18 protein-coding genes are annotated in these 16,236 nt (G+C 56.9%); 6 read left to right on the plus strand and 12 right to left on the minus strand.

The window, feature by feature from the left end; genetic code table 11:
- The first annotated feature begins 27 nt into the window (after positions 1-27).
- Positions 28-1,995: a protein meaA gene (locus tag ACR3EJ_RS01380; RefSeq protein ID WP_170544580.1), complete on the plus strand. Its 1,968-nt coding sequence runs from the start codon at positions 28-30 to the stop codon at positions 1,993-1,995.
- Positions 1,996-2,233: 238 nt separating this feature from the next.
- On the plus strand, positions 2,234-2,944 hold the full coding sequence (gene deoD / locus ACR3EJ_RS01385; RefSeq protein WP_170544583.1) for a purine-nucleoside phosphorylase: 711 nt from the start codon (positions 2,234-2,236) through the stop codon (positions 2,942-2,944).
- A 13-nt stretch (positions 2,945-2,957) separates the two neighbouring features.
- Here deoD and ACR3EJ_RS01390 read toward each other — a convergent pair whose 3' ends face one another.
- From ACR3EJ_RS01390 to ACR3EJ_RS01440, 11 genes are all read right to left on the minus strand, one after another.
- Positions 2,958-3,821: an urea carboxylase-associated family protein gene (locus ACR3EJ_RS01390; protein WP_170544586.1), complete on the minus strand. Its 864-nt coding sequence runs from the start codon at positions 3,819-3,821 to the stop codon at positions 2,958-2,960.
- Positions 3,822-4,107: 286 nt separating this feature from the next.
- Positions 4,108-4,248: a hypothetical protein gene (locus ACR3EJ_RS01395; RefSeq protein ID WP_010442839.1), complete on the minus strand. Its 141-nt coding sequence runs from the start codon at positions 4,246-4,248 to the stop codon at positions 4,108-4,110.
- A gap of 136 nt (positions 4,249-4,384) precedes the next feature.
- Entirely contained in the window at positions 4,385-5,164 is a 780-nt protein-coding gene (locus tag ACR3EJ_RS01400) for a succinate dehydrogenase iron-sulfur subunit (protein WP_010442838.1), read from the minus strand.
- A gap of 12 nt (positions 5,165-5,176) precedes the next feature.
- Complete coding sequence (gene sdhA, locus ACR3EJ_RS01405) at positions 5,177-6,985, minus strand: succinate dehydrogenase flavoprotein subunit (protein WP_170544589.1); 1,809 nt, start codon at positions 6,983-6,985, stop codon at positions 5,177-5,179.
- 12 nt (positions 6,986-6,997) lie between these two features.
- Positions 6,998-7,381: a succinate dehydrogenase, hydrophobic membrane anchor protein gene (locus ACR3EJ_RS01410; RefSeq protein ID WP_170474256.1), complete on the minus strand. Its 384-nt coding sequence runs from the start codon at positions 7,379-7,381 to the stop codon at positions 6,998-7,000.
- Between the two features lie 12 nt (positions 7,382-7,393).
- Positions 7,394-7,777, minus strand: coding sequence for a succinate dehydrogenase, cytochrome b556 subunit (gene sdhC / locus ACR3EJ_RS01415; protein WP_010442835.1), 384 nt, complete (start codon positions 7,775-7,777; stop codon positions 7,394-7,396).
- A gap of 204 nt (positions 7,778-7,981) precedes the next feature.
- Positions 7,982-8,656, minus strand: a complete 675-nt coding sequence (locus ACR3EJ_RS01420; protein ID WP_170544592.1) for a DUF1194 domain-containing protein — start codon at positions 8,654-8,656, stop codon at positions 7,982-7,984.
- 66 nt (positions 8,657-8,722) lie between these two features.
- Entirely contained in the window at positions 8,723-9,751 is a 1,029-nt protein-coding gene (locus ACR3EJ_RS01425; RefSeq protein WP_170544595.1) for a MaoC family dehydratase, read from the minus strand.
- Positions 9,751-9,957 (minus strand): DUF1737 domain-containing protein, encoded by a 207-nt coding sequence (locus ACR3EJ_RS01430; protein ID WP_010442832.1) that lies wholly within the window; start codon positions 9,955-9,957, stop codon positions 9,751-9,753. Before ACR3EJ_RS01430 ends, ACR3EJ_RS01425 begins: the two co-directional genes overlap by 1 nt.
- Before the next feature lie 12 nt (positions 9,958-9,969).
- Entirely contained in the window at positions 9,970-10,524 is a 555-nt protein-coding gene (locus ACR3EJ_RS01435) for an NnrU family protein (RefSeq protein WP_170544598.1), read from the minus strand.
- A 6-nt stretch (positions 10,525-10,530) separates the two neighbouring features.
- Positions 10,531-11,388, minus strand: a complete 858-nt coding sequence (locus ACR3EJ_RS01440) for an HpcH/HpaI aldolase/citrate lyase family protein (protein WP_170544601.1) — start codon at positions 11,386-11,388, stop codon at positions 10,531-10,533.
- A 177-nt stretch (positions 11,389-11,565) separates the two neighbouring features.
- On the opposite strand from ACR3EJ_RS01440, the gene ACR3EJ_RS01445 reads away from it, so the two are divergent.
- Entirely contained in the window at positions 11,566-11,865 is a 300-nt protein-coding gene (locus tag ACR3EJ_RS01445; protein ID WP_170544604.1) for a hypothetical protein, read from the plus strand.
- Here ACR3EJ_RS01445 and ACR3EJ_RS01450 read toward each other — a convergent pair.
- Positions 11,862-12,617: a sulfite exporter TauE/SafE family protein gene (locus ACR3EJ_RS01450; protein ID WP_170544607.1), complete on the minus strand. Its 756-nt coding sequence runs from the start codon at positions 12,615-12,617 to the stop codon at positions 11,862-11,864. The two genes, ACR3EJ_RS01445 and ACR3EJ_RS01450, sit on opposite strands and share 4 nt — an antisense overlap.
- A gap of 161 nt (positions 12,618-12,778) precedes the next feature.
- Between ACR3EJ_RS01450 and mdh the strand changes: the two genes are divergently transcribed.
- The 3 genes from mdh (at position 12,779) to sucD (ending at position 16,207) form a co-directional block, all read left to right on the plus strand.
- Positions 12,779-13,741 (plus strand): malate dehydrogenase, encoded by a 963-nt coding sequence (gene mdh, locus ACR3EJ_RS01455; protein WP_170544610.1) that lies wholly within the window; start codon positions 12,779-12,781, stop codon positions 13,739-13,741.
- A 307-nt stretch (positions 13,742-14,048) separates the two neighbouring features.
- Entirely contained in the window at positions 14,049-15,242 is a 1,194-nt protein-coding gene (gene sucC, locus ACR3EJ_RS01460) for an ADP-forming succinate--CoA ligase subunit beta (RefSeq protein ID WP_170544613.1), read from the plus strand.
- 83 nt (positions 15,243-15,325) lie between these two features.
- A complete protein-coding gene (gene sucD, locus ACR3EJ_RS01465; RefSeq protein ID WP_170544616.1) occupies positions 15,326-16,207 on the plus strand; it encodes a succinate--CoA ligase subunit alpha in 882 nt (293 codons plus the stop codon).
- Positions 16,208-16,236 lie beyond the last annotated feature (29 nt).

Below are 16,236 nucleotides of genomic sequence, written 5' to 3' on the forward strand. Positions count from 1 at the left end.
TACCCACCGATCCGCGAGGCCCGACCCATGACGCAGTTGCAGAAAGACCGCCCCTGGCTCATCCGTACCTATGCCGGTCACTCGACGGCCAAAGCGTCAAACGCGCTTTATCGTGCAAACCTGGCTAAAGGCCAGACCGGACTATCTGTGGCTTTCGATCTGCCAACCCAAACCGGATATGACAGCGACCATACGTTGGCGCGTGGAGAGGTTGGTAAGGTCGGTGTGCCGATCTGCCATCTGGGGGATATGCGGAATCTGTTCGATCAAATCCCGCTGGAACAGATGAACACCTCGATGACGATCAATGCCACAGCCCCATGGCTTTTGGCGCTTTATATCGCAGTAGCCGAGGAACAGGGTGCTGATGTCTCTAAGCTGCAGGGCACAGTCCAGAACGATCTGATCAAGGAATATCTGAGCCGCGGCACCTATGTATGCCCGCCCAAGCCATCCCTGAAGATGATCGCGGACGTGGCCGAGTATTGCTACAAAAACGTGCCCAAATGGAACCCGATGAACGTGTGTTCCTACCATTTGCAAGAGGCAGGCGCGACACCCGAGCAAGAGCTGGCCTATGCGCTGGCCACCGCCATCGCGGTTCTGGACGAACTGCGCCCGCGCGTTCCAGCGGAAGACTTCCCCGCACTCTGCGGACGGATTTCGTTTTTTGTGAATGCGGGTATCCGGTTTGTCACTGAAATGTGCAAAATGCGCGCATTTGTGGATCTTTGGGATGACATTCTGCAGCGACGCTATGGTGTCGAAGACCCCAAGTTCCGCCGCTTTCGCTACGGCGTTCAGGTGAACTCGCTGGGGTTGACTGAACAGCAGCCGGAAAACAACGTCTATCGCATTCTGATCGAAATGCTGGCGGTCACCCTGTCAAAACGCGCCCGCGCCCGTGCGGTTCAATTGCCCGCCTGGAATGAAGCGCTGGGTCTGCCGCGCCCTTGGGATCAGCAATGGTCAATGCGGATGCAACAGATTCTCGCCTATGAGACCGACCTGCTGGACTATGGCGATCTGTTTGATGGCAACCCGGTAGTCGATGCCAAAGTCGAAGAACTCAAGAATGGTGCGCGGGCCGAATTGGCCAACCTCGAGTCGATGGGTGGCGCTGTTGCGTCGATCGAATACATGAAATCCCGCCTGGTCGAATCCAACGCCGAACGCCTGAACCGGATTGAACGCAACGAGACCGTTGTTGTTGGGGTCAATAAATGGATCGAGGGTGAAGCCTCACCCCTGCAAACTGAAGATGGCGGCATCATGGTTGTCGACCCGGCGGTTGAACAGGAACAGATCGGGCGGCTCAATGACTGGCGGACAGTGCGGGATAACGCTGCGGTTGGCGCCGCGCTGCAGGCCTTACGCGAAGCGGCGCAATCAGGTGCTAATGTGATGGAACCTTCAATCGCCGCGGCCAAGGCCGGGGTTACAACCGGTGAATGGGCGGAAGAGATGCGCAAAGCATACGGCACCTATCGTGGGCCGACAGGTGTTTCCGGTTCGGTTTCGAACAAAACCGAAGGGTTGGAGGATTTGCGCGCCGCCGTTGATGCAGTCAGCGACCGTCTTGGACGCCGCCTGAAGTTCCTTGTCGGCAAGCCCGGTTTGGACGGCCACTCGAACGGAGCTGAACAGATTGCTTTCCGCGCACGCGATTGTGGAATGGATATCAGTTATGAAGGTATTCGCCTGACACCCGAAGAAATTGTGTCAGCCGCCCAGGAAAACGGTGCTCATGTGATCGGATTATCCATCCTCTCGGGCAGCCATCTACCACTGGTCAAGGATGTGATGAACCGCCTGAGCGAGGCGGGCCTCGGCAACATCCCCGTCGTCGTGGGTGGCATCATCCCCGATGAAGATGCCGAGCAATTGCGCTCCATGGGCGTGGCGAATATCTATACACCAAAGAACTTTGAACTGAACACAATCATGGGCGATATCGTGACATTGGTTGACCCAAAGGAAATTGCGGCTGAATAGAAATTTACTTTCAACAATATCTCCATTTCTAATTCCTCTGAAAAAGGAATAGAAAAGCTCAGGTTATTCAATGTCCGCAGCAAATGCGACGGGCGAAACTGGAACTGAGAAGGCAATGGCAACCAGTCTCGAAAGCTTGTCGCGCGAGAAGCTTCTGGAACTACGTGCGAGAATCGTCGCGCCAAAGGCCTGCGCAACGAAATCTGGCCTCAAAATCTAAGCGGAGATATAAGTCCAAATGACGATTCATATTGGCGCTGAAAAAGGCGAAATTGCCGAAACCGTACTTCTACCCGGTGACCCCTATCGCGCCAAATGGGCGGCTGAGACATTTCTGGACGATGTTAAACTGGTCAACGAAGTACGCGGCATGCTGGGATTTACCGGCACCTGGAAGGGAAACCGTGTTACGATTCAAGGCAGCGGCATGGGGATGCCTTCCCTGTCGATCTATGTGAACGAACTAATCCGCGACTATGGTGCAAAAACACTGATCCGGATCGGTTCTTGTGGTGGCATGCAGGAAAGCGTGAATGTGCGTGATGTCATTCTGGCGATGACCTCGACCACGCTCAGCACGCCGTCGCGCGGCATCATGAAAGAGATGAACTTCGCCCCTTGCGCCGATTGGGGATTGCTGCAGGCCGCGGCGCAAGCGGCACAAGCCAAAGGTACACCGACGCATGTGGGCGGTATTTATTCATCCGATGTTTTCTATGACGAGCGTCCAGACCTGAACGAGCAAATGGTTCGCCACGGCATTTTAGGGGTCGAGATGGAAGCGGCTGAGCTTTATATCCTCGCTGCACGTCACAAATGCCGGGCGTTGGCGGTGCTCACAGTTTCAGACCACTTGCTGACCGGCGAAGCCCTGCCCTCCTCGGATCGGGAGAGCAGCTTTGGCGAGATGGTTGAGATTGCGCTTCAAGCAGCGTTTCCAGACGGTTGAACAATACCGGAGCTTAGCGCCCATGCGTGCCATCATATCCGTTGCGCGCAGGGCTGCTCCATCCTTCCAGGGCACCCTCGGTCGGAGCGAATATCTCCACCAACAAGGGATAACACGCCGCCGTATCCGATGAGTGCTCCGACGAGCAATCGCCGCCGGGGCACGCGCTGAGATTTCCAAGCAAGTCGATCTCGGCAAAAAACTCAAGATGATCACCAGGTCGCACGGGTGACGCCTTCATGAAGTATTGACCCGTGTCCCGCGTGAACCCGGTGCACATGAACACATTCAACACATCATGCACGGCGGGCTCAGCTTCGGCCAACGAGATGCCTAAATGATCCGCCAACGCGCGTGTAAGGTTTGAATGACAACAGTGATGGTACTGCGTTCCGGATAGAAGATTGCCGGTGTAGGGGTCGCAACGCGTCCCGATCACATCATGGACCGATCCGCCAAATTCATCGATTCCATACCAGTCCAGCGTATCGGCAATGATGGTCGCCATGGGCCGCATATGTGGAAAGCTCGACCACATTCGCTCACCCGTTGTGAGGTGCGTACCGTGCAGCGCGCGCGTCTTGCCAGAGTAAAACCGTTCCGACAGATCAGTGAGGCTCCACATGTTGAGATCACCTACCTGAGACCCCTCGACAGACGTGATCCGAAAGAAATGTCCGGCAGGCACCTCAAAGCATCGTGCGTCGCGCGGTGGAACCAGAACCTCACCTGTTTTCTGAGCACCTGCGCGGGCATTTTGATAAAGCTCAAGACTAGGTTGGGGCAGCCCTTCATTCGGGTAGCAAATCACTGGTGCAATCGCGCGGCGGGCATCTGCATCAGCGGGAGGTCGGGGAGTGGTCTGGGATTCTGTCATAGGCCGAGACTGGCTCAGTTCATCCAGGCGGGAAACCCCAAACTTTTATCATTGCCCTTTCTGGCATTGTTTCGGTTCGGCATCAGATTGCGAAACCGCGCCGCAAAAGGCACAACGCCAATTGCCCTCGCTTCGGTGCAGCCGCCATCTGCAGTCTCGCGACAGTGAAGACGTGCGGGACCGCCAAAGGAAATAGGCGAACACCCCAGCGGCAAGCAGAAGCAGGAGAATAGGCATGTCTCTGCTTTGCCGATTGCACCAAAGTTTTCAAGCCCGTGTAAGACGGTCAGGCCGCGTTTGCGTACTCAAACAGTTCGGGAGTTTCGTTTTTGATCGGAACGACCGGTTCGGGCGAATAATAGGCCCAAGCCTGTTCCAATAACCTGAGCGCTTCGGCTGCATCGCATTTTTGGGTTTGTTTGCTCATTGGAGTGACCTCTATTCGATTTATCACTCCTCCCTATGCGAAACTTAAATCCGCTCAGCGGCAAACGCATCGCATAGTTTTGCAGAGGCGTCATGCACTTGCCGCAAACCGGCAAGTGCTCTGGTTTGGTGCGCGATCAGACCGCGCGATCGATCATCATCTTCTTGATTTCAGCAATCGCCTTAGCTGGGTTCAAACCCTTCGGGCAGGTCTTGGCACAGTTCATGATGGTGTGGCAGCGATACAGCTTGAAAGGATCTTCCAACTCATCCAGACGCTCACCCGTTGCTTCATCGCGGCTGTCAATGATCCAGCGATAGGCGTGTAGCAGCGCTGCAGGGCCGAGATAGCGGTCACCGTTCCACCAGTAGCTGGGGCACGAGGTCGAGCAGCTGGCGCACATCACACATTCGTAGAGACCATCCAGCTTTTTGCGATCCTCAATCGACTGCTTCCATTCCTTCGCAGGACGGTTGGTTTTGGTTTCCAACCACGGCATGATCGAGGCATGCTGGGCATAGAAATGCGTGAGATCCGGGATCAGATCCTTAACTACCGGCATATGCGGCAGTGGATAGATTTTCACGTCGCCCTTGATCTCATCCATGCCATAGATACAGGCCAGCGTGTTGATACCATCGATATTCATCGCGCAGGAGCCACAGATGCCCTCGCGGCAGGACCGGCGGAAAGTCAGGGTCGGGTCGATCTCGTTCTTGATCTTGATCAGCGCATCCAGAACCATCGGACCGCAAGTGTCCATGTCGACGAAATAGGTATCGACACGCGGGTTCTGGCCATCATCCGGGTTCCAGCGATAAATCTGGAACTTGCGGACATTGGTCGCGCCATCGGGCTTGGGCCATGTCTTGCCGGTGGTGATCCGGGAATTCTTGGGGAGGGTCAATTGTACCATGGGTTCCTCTCCTTAGAACGTCCGCGCTTTGGGCGCGATTTTCTTCAGGCTGATGCCGCCTTCGGCCTCGGTGCTCAGCGGGTCGACGATCACTGGGCGATAACTGAGATCGACCTGCGTTCCGTCGACGCGAGACACCGTGTGAACGCGCCAGTTTTCATCGTCACGCTCTGAAAAGTCTTCGTGTGCGTGGGCTCCACGGCTTTCCTTGCGCGCCTCAGCGCCAACGATAGTGGCCAGAGCGTTGGGCATAAGGTTTGCCAGTTCCAGCGTTTCCATCAGGTCGCTGTTCCAAACCAGCGAACGGTCGGTGACTTGCAGATCATCCATCTTGGCAGCGATCGCAGTCATCTTTTCAACGCCTTCGGCCATCGTCTTCGCGGTGCGGAAAACAGCCGCGTCCGCCTGCATGGTTTTTTGCATCTCAAGCCGCAAATCAGCAGTTGGGATCGCACCGCTGGCGTTACGCGCCGCATCGAAGCGGTCAAACGCCTTGTCGACCGATGCTTGGTTCAGCACCGGGTTCGGAGCCTCTGCATCCACGACCTTACCCGCGCGGATAGCTGCCGCACGACCAAAGACAACGAGGTCGATCAGAGAGTTTGAGCCCAACCGGTTTGCGCCGTGCACCGAGGCACAACCGGCCTCACCCACAGCCATCAGACCCGGCACAACGGCGGTCGGATCATCAGCAGTTGGGTTCAGAACCTCGCCCCAATAGTTCGTCGGGATACCGCCCATGTTGTAGTGCACGGTGGGCAGAACCGGGATCGGCTCTTTGGTGACGTCCACGCCTGCGAAAATCTTGGCCGATTCCGAAATGCCCGGCAGTCGTTCCGCCAAAGCTTCTGCGGGCAAGTGGCTCAGGTTCAGGTGGATGTGATCCCCTTCGCCACCAACGCCGCGCCCTTCGCGGATTTCCATGGTCATCGAACGGCTGACATAGTCGCGCGGTGCAAGGTCTTTGTACTGGGGCGCATAGCGCTCCATGAACCGCTCGCCTTCCGAGTTGGTCAGATAACCGCCCTCGCCGCGCGCACCTTCGGTGATCAGGCAACCCGAACCATAAATACCGGTCGGGTGAAACTGCACAAACTCCATATCCTGAAGCGCCAGCCCTGCGCGGGCCACCATGCCCCCGCCGTCGCCAGTGCAGGTGTGTGCCGAGGTCGCGCTGAAATATGCTCGACCATAACCACCGGTCGCCAGCACCACCATCTTGGCGTTGAACACGTGCATGGTGCCATCGTCCAGCTTCCAGCAGACGACGCCCTGACATTGACCGTCTTCGGACATGATCAAGTCGATTGCGAAATACTCGATGTAGAACTCGGCATTGTTCTTTAGCGACTGACCATAAAGCGTATGCAGGATCGCATGGCCTGTCCGGTCGGCGGCAGCACAAGTCCGTTGCACGGCGGGGCCTTCGCCAAATTCGGTGGTGTGGCCACCAAATGGGCGCTGATAGATCTTGCCTTCTTCGGTCCGGCTGAATGGCACACCATAATGTTCCAGCTCATAGACGGCCTTTGGAGCCTCGCGCGCGAGATATTCCATCGCATCCGTATCGCCCAGCCAATCCGAGCCTTTGACGGTGTCATACATATGCCACTGCCAATGGTCTGGCCCCATATTCGACAAGGACGCCGCGATGCCGCCCTGCGCCGCCACGGTGTGTGAACGGGTCGGGAATACCTTCGTCACACAAGCGGTGCGCAGACCCTGTTCCGCCATGCCCAAAGTCGCGCGCAAACCCGCGCCGCCGGCACCAACAACAACCACGTCATATTCGTGGGTTTCGTATTCATATGCTGCTGTCATTGTTCTTGTTCCTTACTGCGCATAACCGAGGGCAAGCCGTGCGAGAGCAAAAAGACCCGCAGCAATCAGTGTGTAGGCAAACGCCCGTGCGGCCATCAGCGCCAGCTTTTCTGCAACGCCGTGCACGTAGTCCTCAATCGCCTCCTGCGCTTCGCGCAGCAGATGCGGGACGACAACAACCAATGTCAGACCCATGACAATCGCCGGGAATGGTCGGCTGTAATACGCCAGAGCTTCTTCGTAGGTGCCACCCAACGCGCGCCCGAAGGTGAATACAAACAGCGGAACAAGAATGACCAGCGCCGCTGAGCTGAGCATCATCTGCCAATGATGATGTGTACCTGCGCGTCCGGCTCCCATGCCCTGTGCGCGTTTACGGTCTGTTAGAAACTGCATACCAGCCTCCCTCTAAAGCGCCACGGCTGTGATCAAGGCGAGAACCGTCGCCAGAACAAACATGCCAATGCCCATCTTCTCGGACACTTCGACATTCACGCAATATCCGAGATCCCAGATGACATGCCGCAAACGGCCCAGCATGTGATAGAAAATTGCCCACGCTGCGCCGAACATGACCAGATCACCCAGGAAACTGGTCATCAGACCATTGATCAGGTCATAGGCGCCTGCCGATGTGGCTGCCGCCAGCAACCACCAAACGACCAACAAAGCCAAACCAAAGGACGCTAGACCCGTGATGCGCACCATAATCGAAGAAATGGACGTCATCTGCGGACGATAGATCGTCAAATGCGGAGAGAGCGGGCGGTTGCCCCGATTTACATCGGCCATGTTGGCTCCTTTTCGGTTGGCTACCGAACGTTTTACTGTTTTTTACGACTCTGTCACGCGCTGCAGGTGCAAAATCCAGTAAATTTGACGCAAAATCGCTTATAAGCAGTATTTGTGATCACACAAAATAATCTCGTGATCACAAAATACATTCGATACCACCAATGTTAGCGTTTTCAACAGAAAAGCAATGTGATCACGAATCTATGGCTGAGTTTGAGACAGCCCTGCAGTCTGCTGTGTCACCTCGCGCAAAAGCTTTTTGCGAATACGCTCAGGGTAATCAGCAAAGCCCGCGGCAGAGACGACAAAGGCCCCTTCACCCACGATAACATTCTCGAAGAAATAGGCTGTCAGGTCCGGTTCGCTTTCTTCTATAGCAATCGCGTTCACTGTGATTCCACTCTCACGCATTTTGGCGTGGATCGTCGAAGGTTCGATACCTTCATTCGAAATTCCGTCACCTGAAAGATCGATCAGATGTCTTTTGCAATCACGCACTTCGTCGAAGCTTTTCACGGTCATCTCAAGCGCCTCACCGATTGCTGTAGAGAAATTGCGCCAGACACGCGGATCAGCAGCAACCTGTTCGGCAAAATCGTCCAAAGTGGCAAAGCTGTCGATCCGTGTCCATGGGATCGTGATCCTTTGGCGCGAACTGCCAGTCCATTGCACCAGCATCAGCCTGGCCTGCCCACGTACCAACGCCTCGGAAACGATGGGATCACGCAGCCCTGCGGCAAGACCGTCCATCTGGATGCGATATTCCTCGGAATCCACCGAGCCTGACACATCGACGGCCAGAGCAAGAGCAAGATCACAGGCAAATGCTTGCGGTGCCAGAAACAAACTGACCATGAGTGCGCGTAACATCGTCATACGCCGAGCCTAGCACGGAATTCATCGACTGCGATCACTTCAATGTCAGCAAACGGGCAGCCCGACTTACATGGGCATCAAGGCCCAGTAATCCAGATCCAACAGCACGTTGGGCAAATACTTCCCATCCTCATTGCGCAGCTCAAATGGCTCTCCACCCTTGGTCGCCACAAGCCGTAACCGTAATGCACCGATTCCCGGTGTTCCGGTCTCGGCCTTGTCCAGAACCTCTGACCAGACCTTGATCGTGTCGCCCGCAAAACAGGGGTTGGCGTGGGCTCCGCCGTTCAGACCGACGATCATCTGCGCATTCGCCAAACCATTGAACGACAACGCGCGCGCCATCGAGATCACGTGGCCGCCATAGATCAGTCGGCCCTCGGGGCGGAAGGTGAGATCGAAATGCACTTTGGCCGTGTTCTGCCAAAGGCGCGTGGCAAGCATATGCTCGGCCTCTTCGATGGTCACGCCATCGACATGATCTATCGTTTCTCCCGTGTTGTACGCATCCCAGCGGTGGTTTTCGCCGGATTGTACAAAATCGTATTTCGAGAAATCGAGGCCCTGCGGCACGACCAGATCGCCAACATCCAGCACCTTCTTCAGGTCGGGCACAACGGTCTCAGGCGCGGGCGCATCTAGGTTAGATTTGCGCACCATCACCCAGCGCACATATTCGATCACCACTTCGCCGCGCTGGTTCAAACCGCGCGTACGCACCCAAACCACTCCGGTCTTGCCGTTTGAGTTCTGCTTAAGGCCAATCACCTCAGATTCAGCGCGCAGCGTATCGCCGGGATATGCCGGTCGCAGCCAGCGACCCTCGGCATAGCCCAGATTGGCCACGGCGTTCAGCGAGATATCGGGAACCGTCTTGCCGAACACCACATGAAAGGCCGCCAGATCATCAATCGGGCTTTGGGGCAGGCCGCAATTTCGGGCAAACTCATCCGAGGAATAAAGCGCATGGCGAGCTGGATAAAGCGCGTGATAGAGCGCCCGCTCGCCATCCGTCACGGTGCGGGGTACTGCGTGATGCAGCACCTGCCCGATGGAATAATCCTCGAAAAAGTTACCCGGATTGGTTTTTGCCATTATTGCTGTCCCAGTTTCATGTCGGGGGAATAGTCGGCGTCGACTTCTTTCGTCACGGCCTGCGCGCAGCGCATCACGTTGTTGGCTGCGTCAAAGGCGTAAGAGGGATCGCCATACAGCTCCCACCCTTTCGCCAGCGCGTCCGAGACCTTGTGGCAGAAGGCTGACGTGTCTTCCTCGGTCAACAAACGATAAAGTTTCGCCATTGATTTGGTCCCTTAGCCACCGAACGGAGATGGGCCAACCAGCCCGTGAATATAGCCAACAATGCCCAACAGCACGATGGATCCCACAAAAAACATCACGTCTTTGCCATAGGTGCCGGGTTCACCCGGGGTCCAGTCTGGCTCGGAATTGTTGATCACGATGACTTCGACGATCGCCCAGGCCAGCAGGCCACCAAACAGCACGATCGAGGCCAGATCGCCATTTACCAGCAAATGCGCAAAGGCCCAAAGCTTGAAGCCGCCCAGCATCGGGTGGCGCACTCTATTCAGAAGACGGCCTTTCTGTCCTGCCGGGCTCATCAAGTAGAACGCAATCAACACCAGCAGGTTGTTAATGTGGATCAGGAAGGTCGGCGGCGCCCAGACATAGATGAAATCGGTCATGCGATAGCCGAAAATCATCAGAAGGATCGCACCCGCCAAAGCCAGCGCCACGACGCCCTTGCCCGCATCGCCCATGGCGGCACGGCGTTCCGGCATCACGCGCTTGAAGAGATGTGCGGCCCACCACAACGCCACACCAAGAATCAGAAGAACAAAGCCCATGCTGGCTTACCCCGCTTGCAAAGCTAATATCGCCTCTGCTTTTGCCAGAGTTTCGCGGGCAGTTACAACGTGTAGGTTTTCGACAATCTTGCCATCGACAACGGCGACCCCCTGACCTTGTGCCTCGGTCTCTTCAAAGGCTGCGATCTGGCGGCGGGCCAATTCTATCTCGGTGTCCGAAGGCGCAAAGGCAGTATTCGCAATCTCGACCTGCGCGGGGTGGATCAGAGTCTTGCCATCGAAGCCCATATCGCGGCCCTGGGCACATTCGGCTGCCAGACCGTCAGTGTCCTTGAACGCATTATAGACGCCATCCACGATGATCAGCCCTTCGGCCTTTGCGGCCAGCAGGCACAGGCCCAGCGAGGTCATCATCGGCAGCCGGTCGGGGCGGAAACGCGTCTGCAGCTCTTTCGCCAGATCGTTGGTCCCCATGACGAAGCCCGCCATCAGCGGATGTGCGGCAATTTCGGCCGCGTTCAACATGCCGCGCGGGGTTTCCATCATGGCCCAGATCGGCAGATCACCGGTGATCACCGCCAGCGCATCCACATCCGCGGCCGAGTTTACCTTGGGCAGAAGAACGGCGTCCGCATCCATCTCACGCACAGCTTGGGCATCGGCGCGACCCCATTCGGTATCCAAACTGTTGATCCGCACGATCTTGACCCGCGCGCCGTACCCGCCGGCGGCCAACGCTTCCTTGAGCGTTTCGCGCGCGTTCTCTTTCTCATCAGCTGCAACCGCGTCTTCAAGATCAAAGATGATGGCATCCACCGGCAGCATGCGCGCTTTATCCAGCGCCCGATCACGCGAGCCGGGGATATAAAGAACGGAACGATAAGGGCGTTGGCGCGGATCCACGGGACTCTCCCATTGAAATAATGTTGCGCGGAATGGGGCATTTTTTGACGGAAAGTTCAAGCACAAAATCGCCGCAGCGCAGCATTCTGGCATCGTGACGCAACGCTCGTTGCCTTAACGCAATTTCTTTCAGCCTGCAGCACGCTGTTTTCAAGAAGGAATCGAAAGGGGTGACCGATGAAGTCGATATTGCTGAAATTGACGATCGGGTTGGGCATCATGGTGTTGGCTGCGCAACAGGTCAGCGCTCAGAACTGCGCGCCGCGCGAGGATGTGATCAAGCGTTTGGCAAAGACCTATGGCGAAACCCGGCGCGGCATCGGGATTGCGCGTCAAGGGGCGGTAATGGAAGTTTTTGCCTCGGATCGAACCGGCAGTTGGACCATTGTTGTGACCTTGCCCGAGGGAGTGACCTGCCTGATCGCCTCGGGCCAATCCTTTGAGGTGCTAGCTGAGGCATTGCCGCCCAACGCTTAGACCAATGCGTCCCAGATCAATTTACTGCCAGTCAGTGTTAGCAGGACATAGGCGATGCCAAAGAACAGGCGTTCGGACAGCATGAAATGTGCCCGGACGCCGAGCCAGGCCCCGAGGATCGCAAACGGGGTTAGCAACAGATCGGCTAGTGCCGTGTGCCATGTGAATAGACCCAGATAGGCGAACGGTACGAATTTCACGGCATTGATCACCCAGAAGACCAGCACGGTGGAGGCCTGGAATTCGGTTTTTGTCAGACGTTGGGACAGCAGATAGACGGCGGCGGGCGGACCGCCTGCATGGCTGACAAAGCTGGTGAACCCGGCAACCAGCCCGGCAAACAATCCTGCCGAAGGCGGCAGGCGGTTGGCAAAGCCGCGTACCCAGCCCCTTGTCTGGGCAACATGCCAGATCACAAAGCCGACCGATATCCCACCAATCAGCAGGCGCAGCAAATCGTCATCGGTGACACGATAGAGCCACGCGCCCAACGCAATGCCGGGCACTGCACCCAGAATCAGCAGACGCGAATCCGGCCAGCTCCAGCGTTTCCAGTAGGGCTTTAACGTGGCGACATCGATCACCATGAGGATCGGAAGCATCAACGCCAACGCCTGCCCAGGCGTCAGGATCAGCGCCAGAATCGACGAGGACGCAAAGGCCACGCCCGAGCCGAACCCACCTTTCGAGATACCCGCGAAGATCACCGCCGGGATCGCCACGGCAAAAAACATCAGGTTCATCTCGAACATCTGGCGCCCCGGAAATATGCATGAGTCACAGGCGGTTTAGCGCAATCAGCACATGACATGCAAACGGTATGCGGTGGCATGCCGCGCCGCAGGAGACTTGCGCGACGCCGCATTTACGACTAGCAAAACCGCGATTTCAAAACCCATCGGAGATATTCCAAATGGCCAGACCCAAGATCGCGCTGATCGGCGCAGGTCAGATCGGCGGCACGCTCGCCCACCTCGCTGCAATGAAGGAACTCGGTGACGTTGTCCTGTTCGACATCGCCGAAGGCACCCCGGAAGGCAAGGCGCTGGATATCGCCGAATCCGGCCCTTCCGAAGGGTTCGACGCCAAGCTGAAAGGCACCCAATCCTACGAGGATATCGCGGGCGCCGACGTCTGCATCGTCACCGCTGGCGTGCCGCGCAAGCCGGGCATGAGCCGCGATGATCTGCTGGGCATCAACCTGAAAGTCATGAAATCGGTTGGCGAAGGCATCGCCGCCAATGCGCCTGAAGCGTTCGTCATCTGCATCACCAACCCGCTGGACGCGATGGTCTGGGCCTTACGTGAATTCTCGGGCCTGCCGCATAACAAGGTTTGCGGCATGGCGGGCGTTCTGGATTCGGGCCGTTTTGCACACTTCCTGTCGGAAGAGTTTAACGTCTCGATGCGCGACGTCACAGCGTTTGTTCTGGGTGGCCACGGCGACACCATGGTGCCGTCGGTTCGTTACTCGACCGTCGCCGGTATCCCGCTGCCTGATCTGGTTGAGATGGGCTGGACCACACAAGAAAAACTGGACGCCATCGTTCAGCGCACCCGTGACGGCGGTGCTGAAATCGTTGGCCTGTTGAAAACCGGGTCGGCCTTCTACGCGCCCGCCACTTCGGCGATTGAAATGGCCGAGGCCTATCTGAAAGACCAGAAACGTGTTCTGCCTTGCGCCGCTTATTGCGATGGCGAGCTTGGAGTAGAAGGCATGTATGTCGGCGTTCCTACCGTGATCGGCGCCGGTGGCGTCGAACGGGTCGTCAACATCAAGCTGAACGAAGAAGAGCAGGCCGGTTTCGACAACTCGGTGAATGCTGTGAAGGGTCTGATCGAAGCTTGCAAAGGCATCGATAGCTCGCTGGTCTAATCGTCAGCAGTGAAGAATTTGAAACCGGCCCTTGGTGGGCCGGTTTTCTTTTATGCCATACATCATGAGTCAGAGATGTTGGCGCAAACGCCGAAAGTCACGTGTATGAATGTGTTTTCTTCGCGCGAACCTGCATCATCGAATCAAGCTCACGCTTTGCTCAAACTTTGTGATCACACCCCAAAAACCTGTGATCACAAATCCTGAAAATCTTCGACAATTTCCCGTGACACGTCAAAAAACTCTTTAATTTTGGCGCTTAGACACGCCTATAACAGGGTAATCGTAGTCAGACGGGACAATTTCGATGAACATTCACGAATATCAGGCCAAAGCTCTTTTGCGCAGCTATGGCGCTCCGGTCTCCGACGGTCGCGCGGTTTTGCGCGCCGAGGAAGCCAAAACCGCAGCCGGTGAACTGGATGGCCCTTTATGGGTTGTAAAAGCACAAATCCACGCAGGTGGGCGCGGTAAAGGCAGCTTCAAAGAAGCCGACGCCGGTGAAAAGGGCGGTGTCCGTCTGACCAAGTCGGTGGAAGAGGCCGCCGAAGAAGCCAAGAAGATGCTAGGCCGCACGCTGGTCACACATCAGACCGGCCCCGCAGGCAAACAAGTCAACCGCATCTATATCGAAGCCGGGTCCGGCATCGAACGCGAGCTGTATCTGGCCCTGCTGGTGGATCGCCAGACTAGCCGCATCTCGTTTGTCTGCTCGACCGAAGGCGGCATGGACATCGAAGAAGTGGCCGCTGCCACGCCAGAGAAAATCCTGTCCTTCTCGGTGGATCCTGCGACCGGCTATCAGGCTTATCACGGCCGCCGCATCGCCTTTTCGCTGGGTCTGCAAGGGGTGCAGGTCAAGCAATGCGTCAAGCTGATGAACCAGCTCTATAACGCCTTCGTCGAGAAGGACATGGAGATGTTGGAGATCAACCCACTGATCGTTTCCGACAGTGGCGACCTGAAAGTGCTGGACGCGAAAGTCGGCTTTGATGGCAACGCGGTCTACCGCCACCCGGATATCGCCGAACTGCGTGACACGACCGAGGAAGACCCCAAGGAACTGGAAGCGTCGAAATACGACCTGAACTACATCGCCCTGGATGGTGAGATCGGCTGCATGGTTAACGGTGCTGGTCTGGCGATGGCGACGATGGATATCATCAAGCTTTATGGGGCCGAGCCTGCCAACTTCCTTGATGTGGGCGGCGGTGCCACCAAAGAGAAAGTTACCGAGGCGTTCAAGATCATCACCAGCGACCCGCAGGTCAAAGGCATCCTGGTCAACATCTTCGGCGGCATCATGCGCTGTGACGTCATCGCCGAAGGCGTAGTCGCAGCGGTGAAAGAGGTCGGCCTGCAGGTGCCGCTAGTCGTGCGTCTGGAAGGCACAAACGTTGAGAAAGGCAAAGAGATCATCAACACCTCTGGCCTGGACGTGATCGCGGCGGACAACCTGAAAGACGGTGCCGAGAAGATCGTGAAGGCCGTCAAAGGCTGAGTGTCATCCCGTAGGGTGGGCATCAGCCCACCTTTCCCAAGATTTTGGCGGGCTGAAGACCGCCCTACAAAGGAGAACGCCAGATGGCAGTCCTCATCGACGAAAATACCAAAGTGATCTGTCAGGGCTTTACCGGCTCGCAGGGCACATTCCACTCTGAACAAGCCATTGCTTATGGCACCAAGATGGTAGGCGGCGTGACGCCCGGCAAAGGCGGGATGACACATCTTGACCTGCCCGTGTTCAACTCGGTCCACGAGGCCAAGCATGTGACCGAAGCCAACGCCTCAGTGATCTATGTTCCGCCGCCGTTTGCGGCTGACTCGATCCTTGAGGCGATTGATGCCGAGATGGAGGTGATCGTCTGCATCACCGAAGGCATCCCGGTTCTGGACATGATGAAGGTAAAGCGCGCGCTGGAAGGCTCGAACTCGCGCCTGATCGGCCCGAACTGCCCCGGTGTAATCACGCCGGATGCCTGCAAGATCGGTATTATGCCCGGCCACATTCACAAGCGCGGCTCGGTCGGAGTTGTGTCGCGTTCGGGCACCCTGACCTATGAGGCCGTCAAGCAAACCACCGATGTGGGTCTGGGCCAGTCCACCTGCGTGGGCATCGGCGGCGACCCGATCAAAGGGACCGAGCATATCGACGTGCTGGAGTGGTTCTTGGCCGATGACGAAACCCACTCGATCATTATGATCGGTGAGATCGGTGGCTCGGCTGAGGAAGAAGCCGCGCAGTTCCTGGCGGATGAGGCCAAGAAGGGCCGCAAAAAACCGACCGCCGGGTTCATCGCAGGCCGCACAGCCCCTCCGGGCCGCCGCATGGGCCACGCGGGCGCGATTGTCGCCGGCGGCAAAGGTGGCGCCGAAGACAAGATCGAAGCCATGCGCTCGGCCGGTATTGTCGTGGCCGAAAGCCCGGCGCAGCTGGGTGAGGCTGTGCTGGAAGCCATCGGTTGACCAGAATTTGACTGCTTTGGGAGGAGCGG

This window comes from Ruegeria sp. AB11, assembly GCF_056536325.1.

Coding starts and splice junctions, on each gene's coding strand:
- sucD (WP_170544616.1), top strand. CDS start 15,326: ATGGCAGTCCTCATCGACGAAAATACCAAAGTGATCTGTCAGGGCTTT.
- ACR3EJ_RS01390 (WP_170544586.1), bottom strand. CDS start 3,821: ATGACAGAATCCCAGACCACTCCCCGACCTCCCGCTGATGCAGATGCC.
- ACR3EJ_RS01425 (WP_170544595.1), bottom strand. CDS start 9,751: ATGGCAAAAACCAATCCGGGTAACTTTTTCGAGGATTATTCCATCGGG.
- sdhA (WP_170544589.1), bottom strand. CDS start 6,985: ATGACAGCAGCATATGAATACGAAACCCACGAATATGACGTGGTTGTT.
- ACR3EJ_RS01445 (WP_170544604.1), top strand. CDS start 11,566: ATGAAGTCGATATTGCTGAAATTGACGATCGGGTTGGGCATCATGGTG.
- deoD (WP_170544583.1), top strand. CDS start 2,234: ATGACGATTCATATTGGCGCTGAAAAAGGCGAAATTGCCGAAACCGTA.
- ACR3EJ_RS01395 (WP_010442839.1), bottom strand. CDS start 4,248: ATGAGCAAACAAACCCAAAAATGCGATGCAGCCGAAGCGCTCAGGTTA.
- ACR3EJ_RS01400 (WP_010442838.1), bottom strand. CDS start 5,164: ATGGTACAATTGACCCTCCCCAAGAATTCCCGGATCACCACCGGCAAG.
- ACR3EJ_RS01450 (WP_170544607.1), bottom strand. CDS start 12,617: ATGTTCGAGATGAACCTGATGTTTTTTGCCGTGGCGATCCCGGCGGTG.
- sdhC (WP_010442835.1), bottom strand. CDS start 7,777: ATGGCCGATGTAAATCGGGGCAACCGCCCGCTCTCTCCGCATTTGACG.
- ACR3EJ_RS01435 (WP_170544598.1), bottom strand. CDS start 10,524: ATGGGCTTTGTTCTTCTGATTCTTGGTGTGGCGTTGTGGTGGGCCGCA.
- ACR3EJ_RS01410 (WP_170474256.1), bottom strand. CDS start 7,381: ATGCAGTTTCTAACAGACCGTAAACGCGCACAGGGCATGGGAGCCGGA.
- ACR3EJ_RS01420 (WP_170544592.1), bottom strand. CDS start 8,656: ATGACGATGTTACGCGCACTCATGGTCAGTTTGTTTCTGGCACCGCAA.
- mdh (WP_170544610.1), top strand. CDS start 12,779: ATGGCCAGACCCAAGATCGCGCTGATCGGCGCAGGTCAGATCGGCGGC.
- ACR3EJ_RS01380 (WP_170544580.1), top strand. CDS start 28: ATGACGCAGTTGCAGAAAGACCGCCCCTGGCTCATCCGTACCTATGCC.
- sucC (WP_170544613.1), top strand. CDS start 14,049: ATGAACATTCACGAATATCAGGCCAAAGCTCTTTTGCGCAGCTATGGC.
- ACR3EJ_RS01430 (WP_010442832.1), bottom strand. CDS start 9,957: ATGGCGAAACTTTATCGTTTGTTGACCGAGGAAGACACGTCAGCCTTC.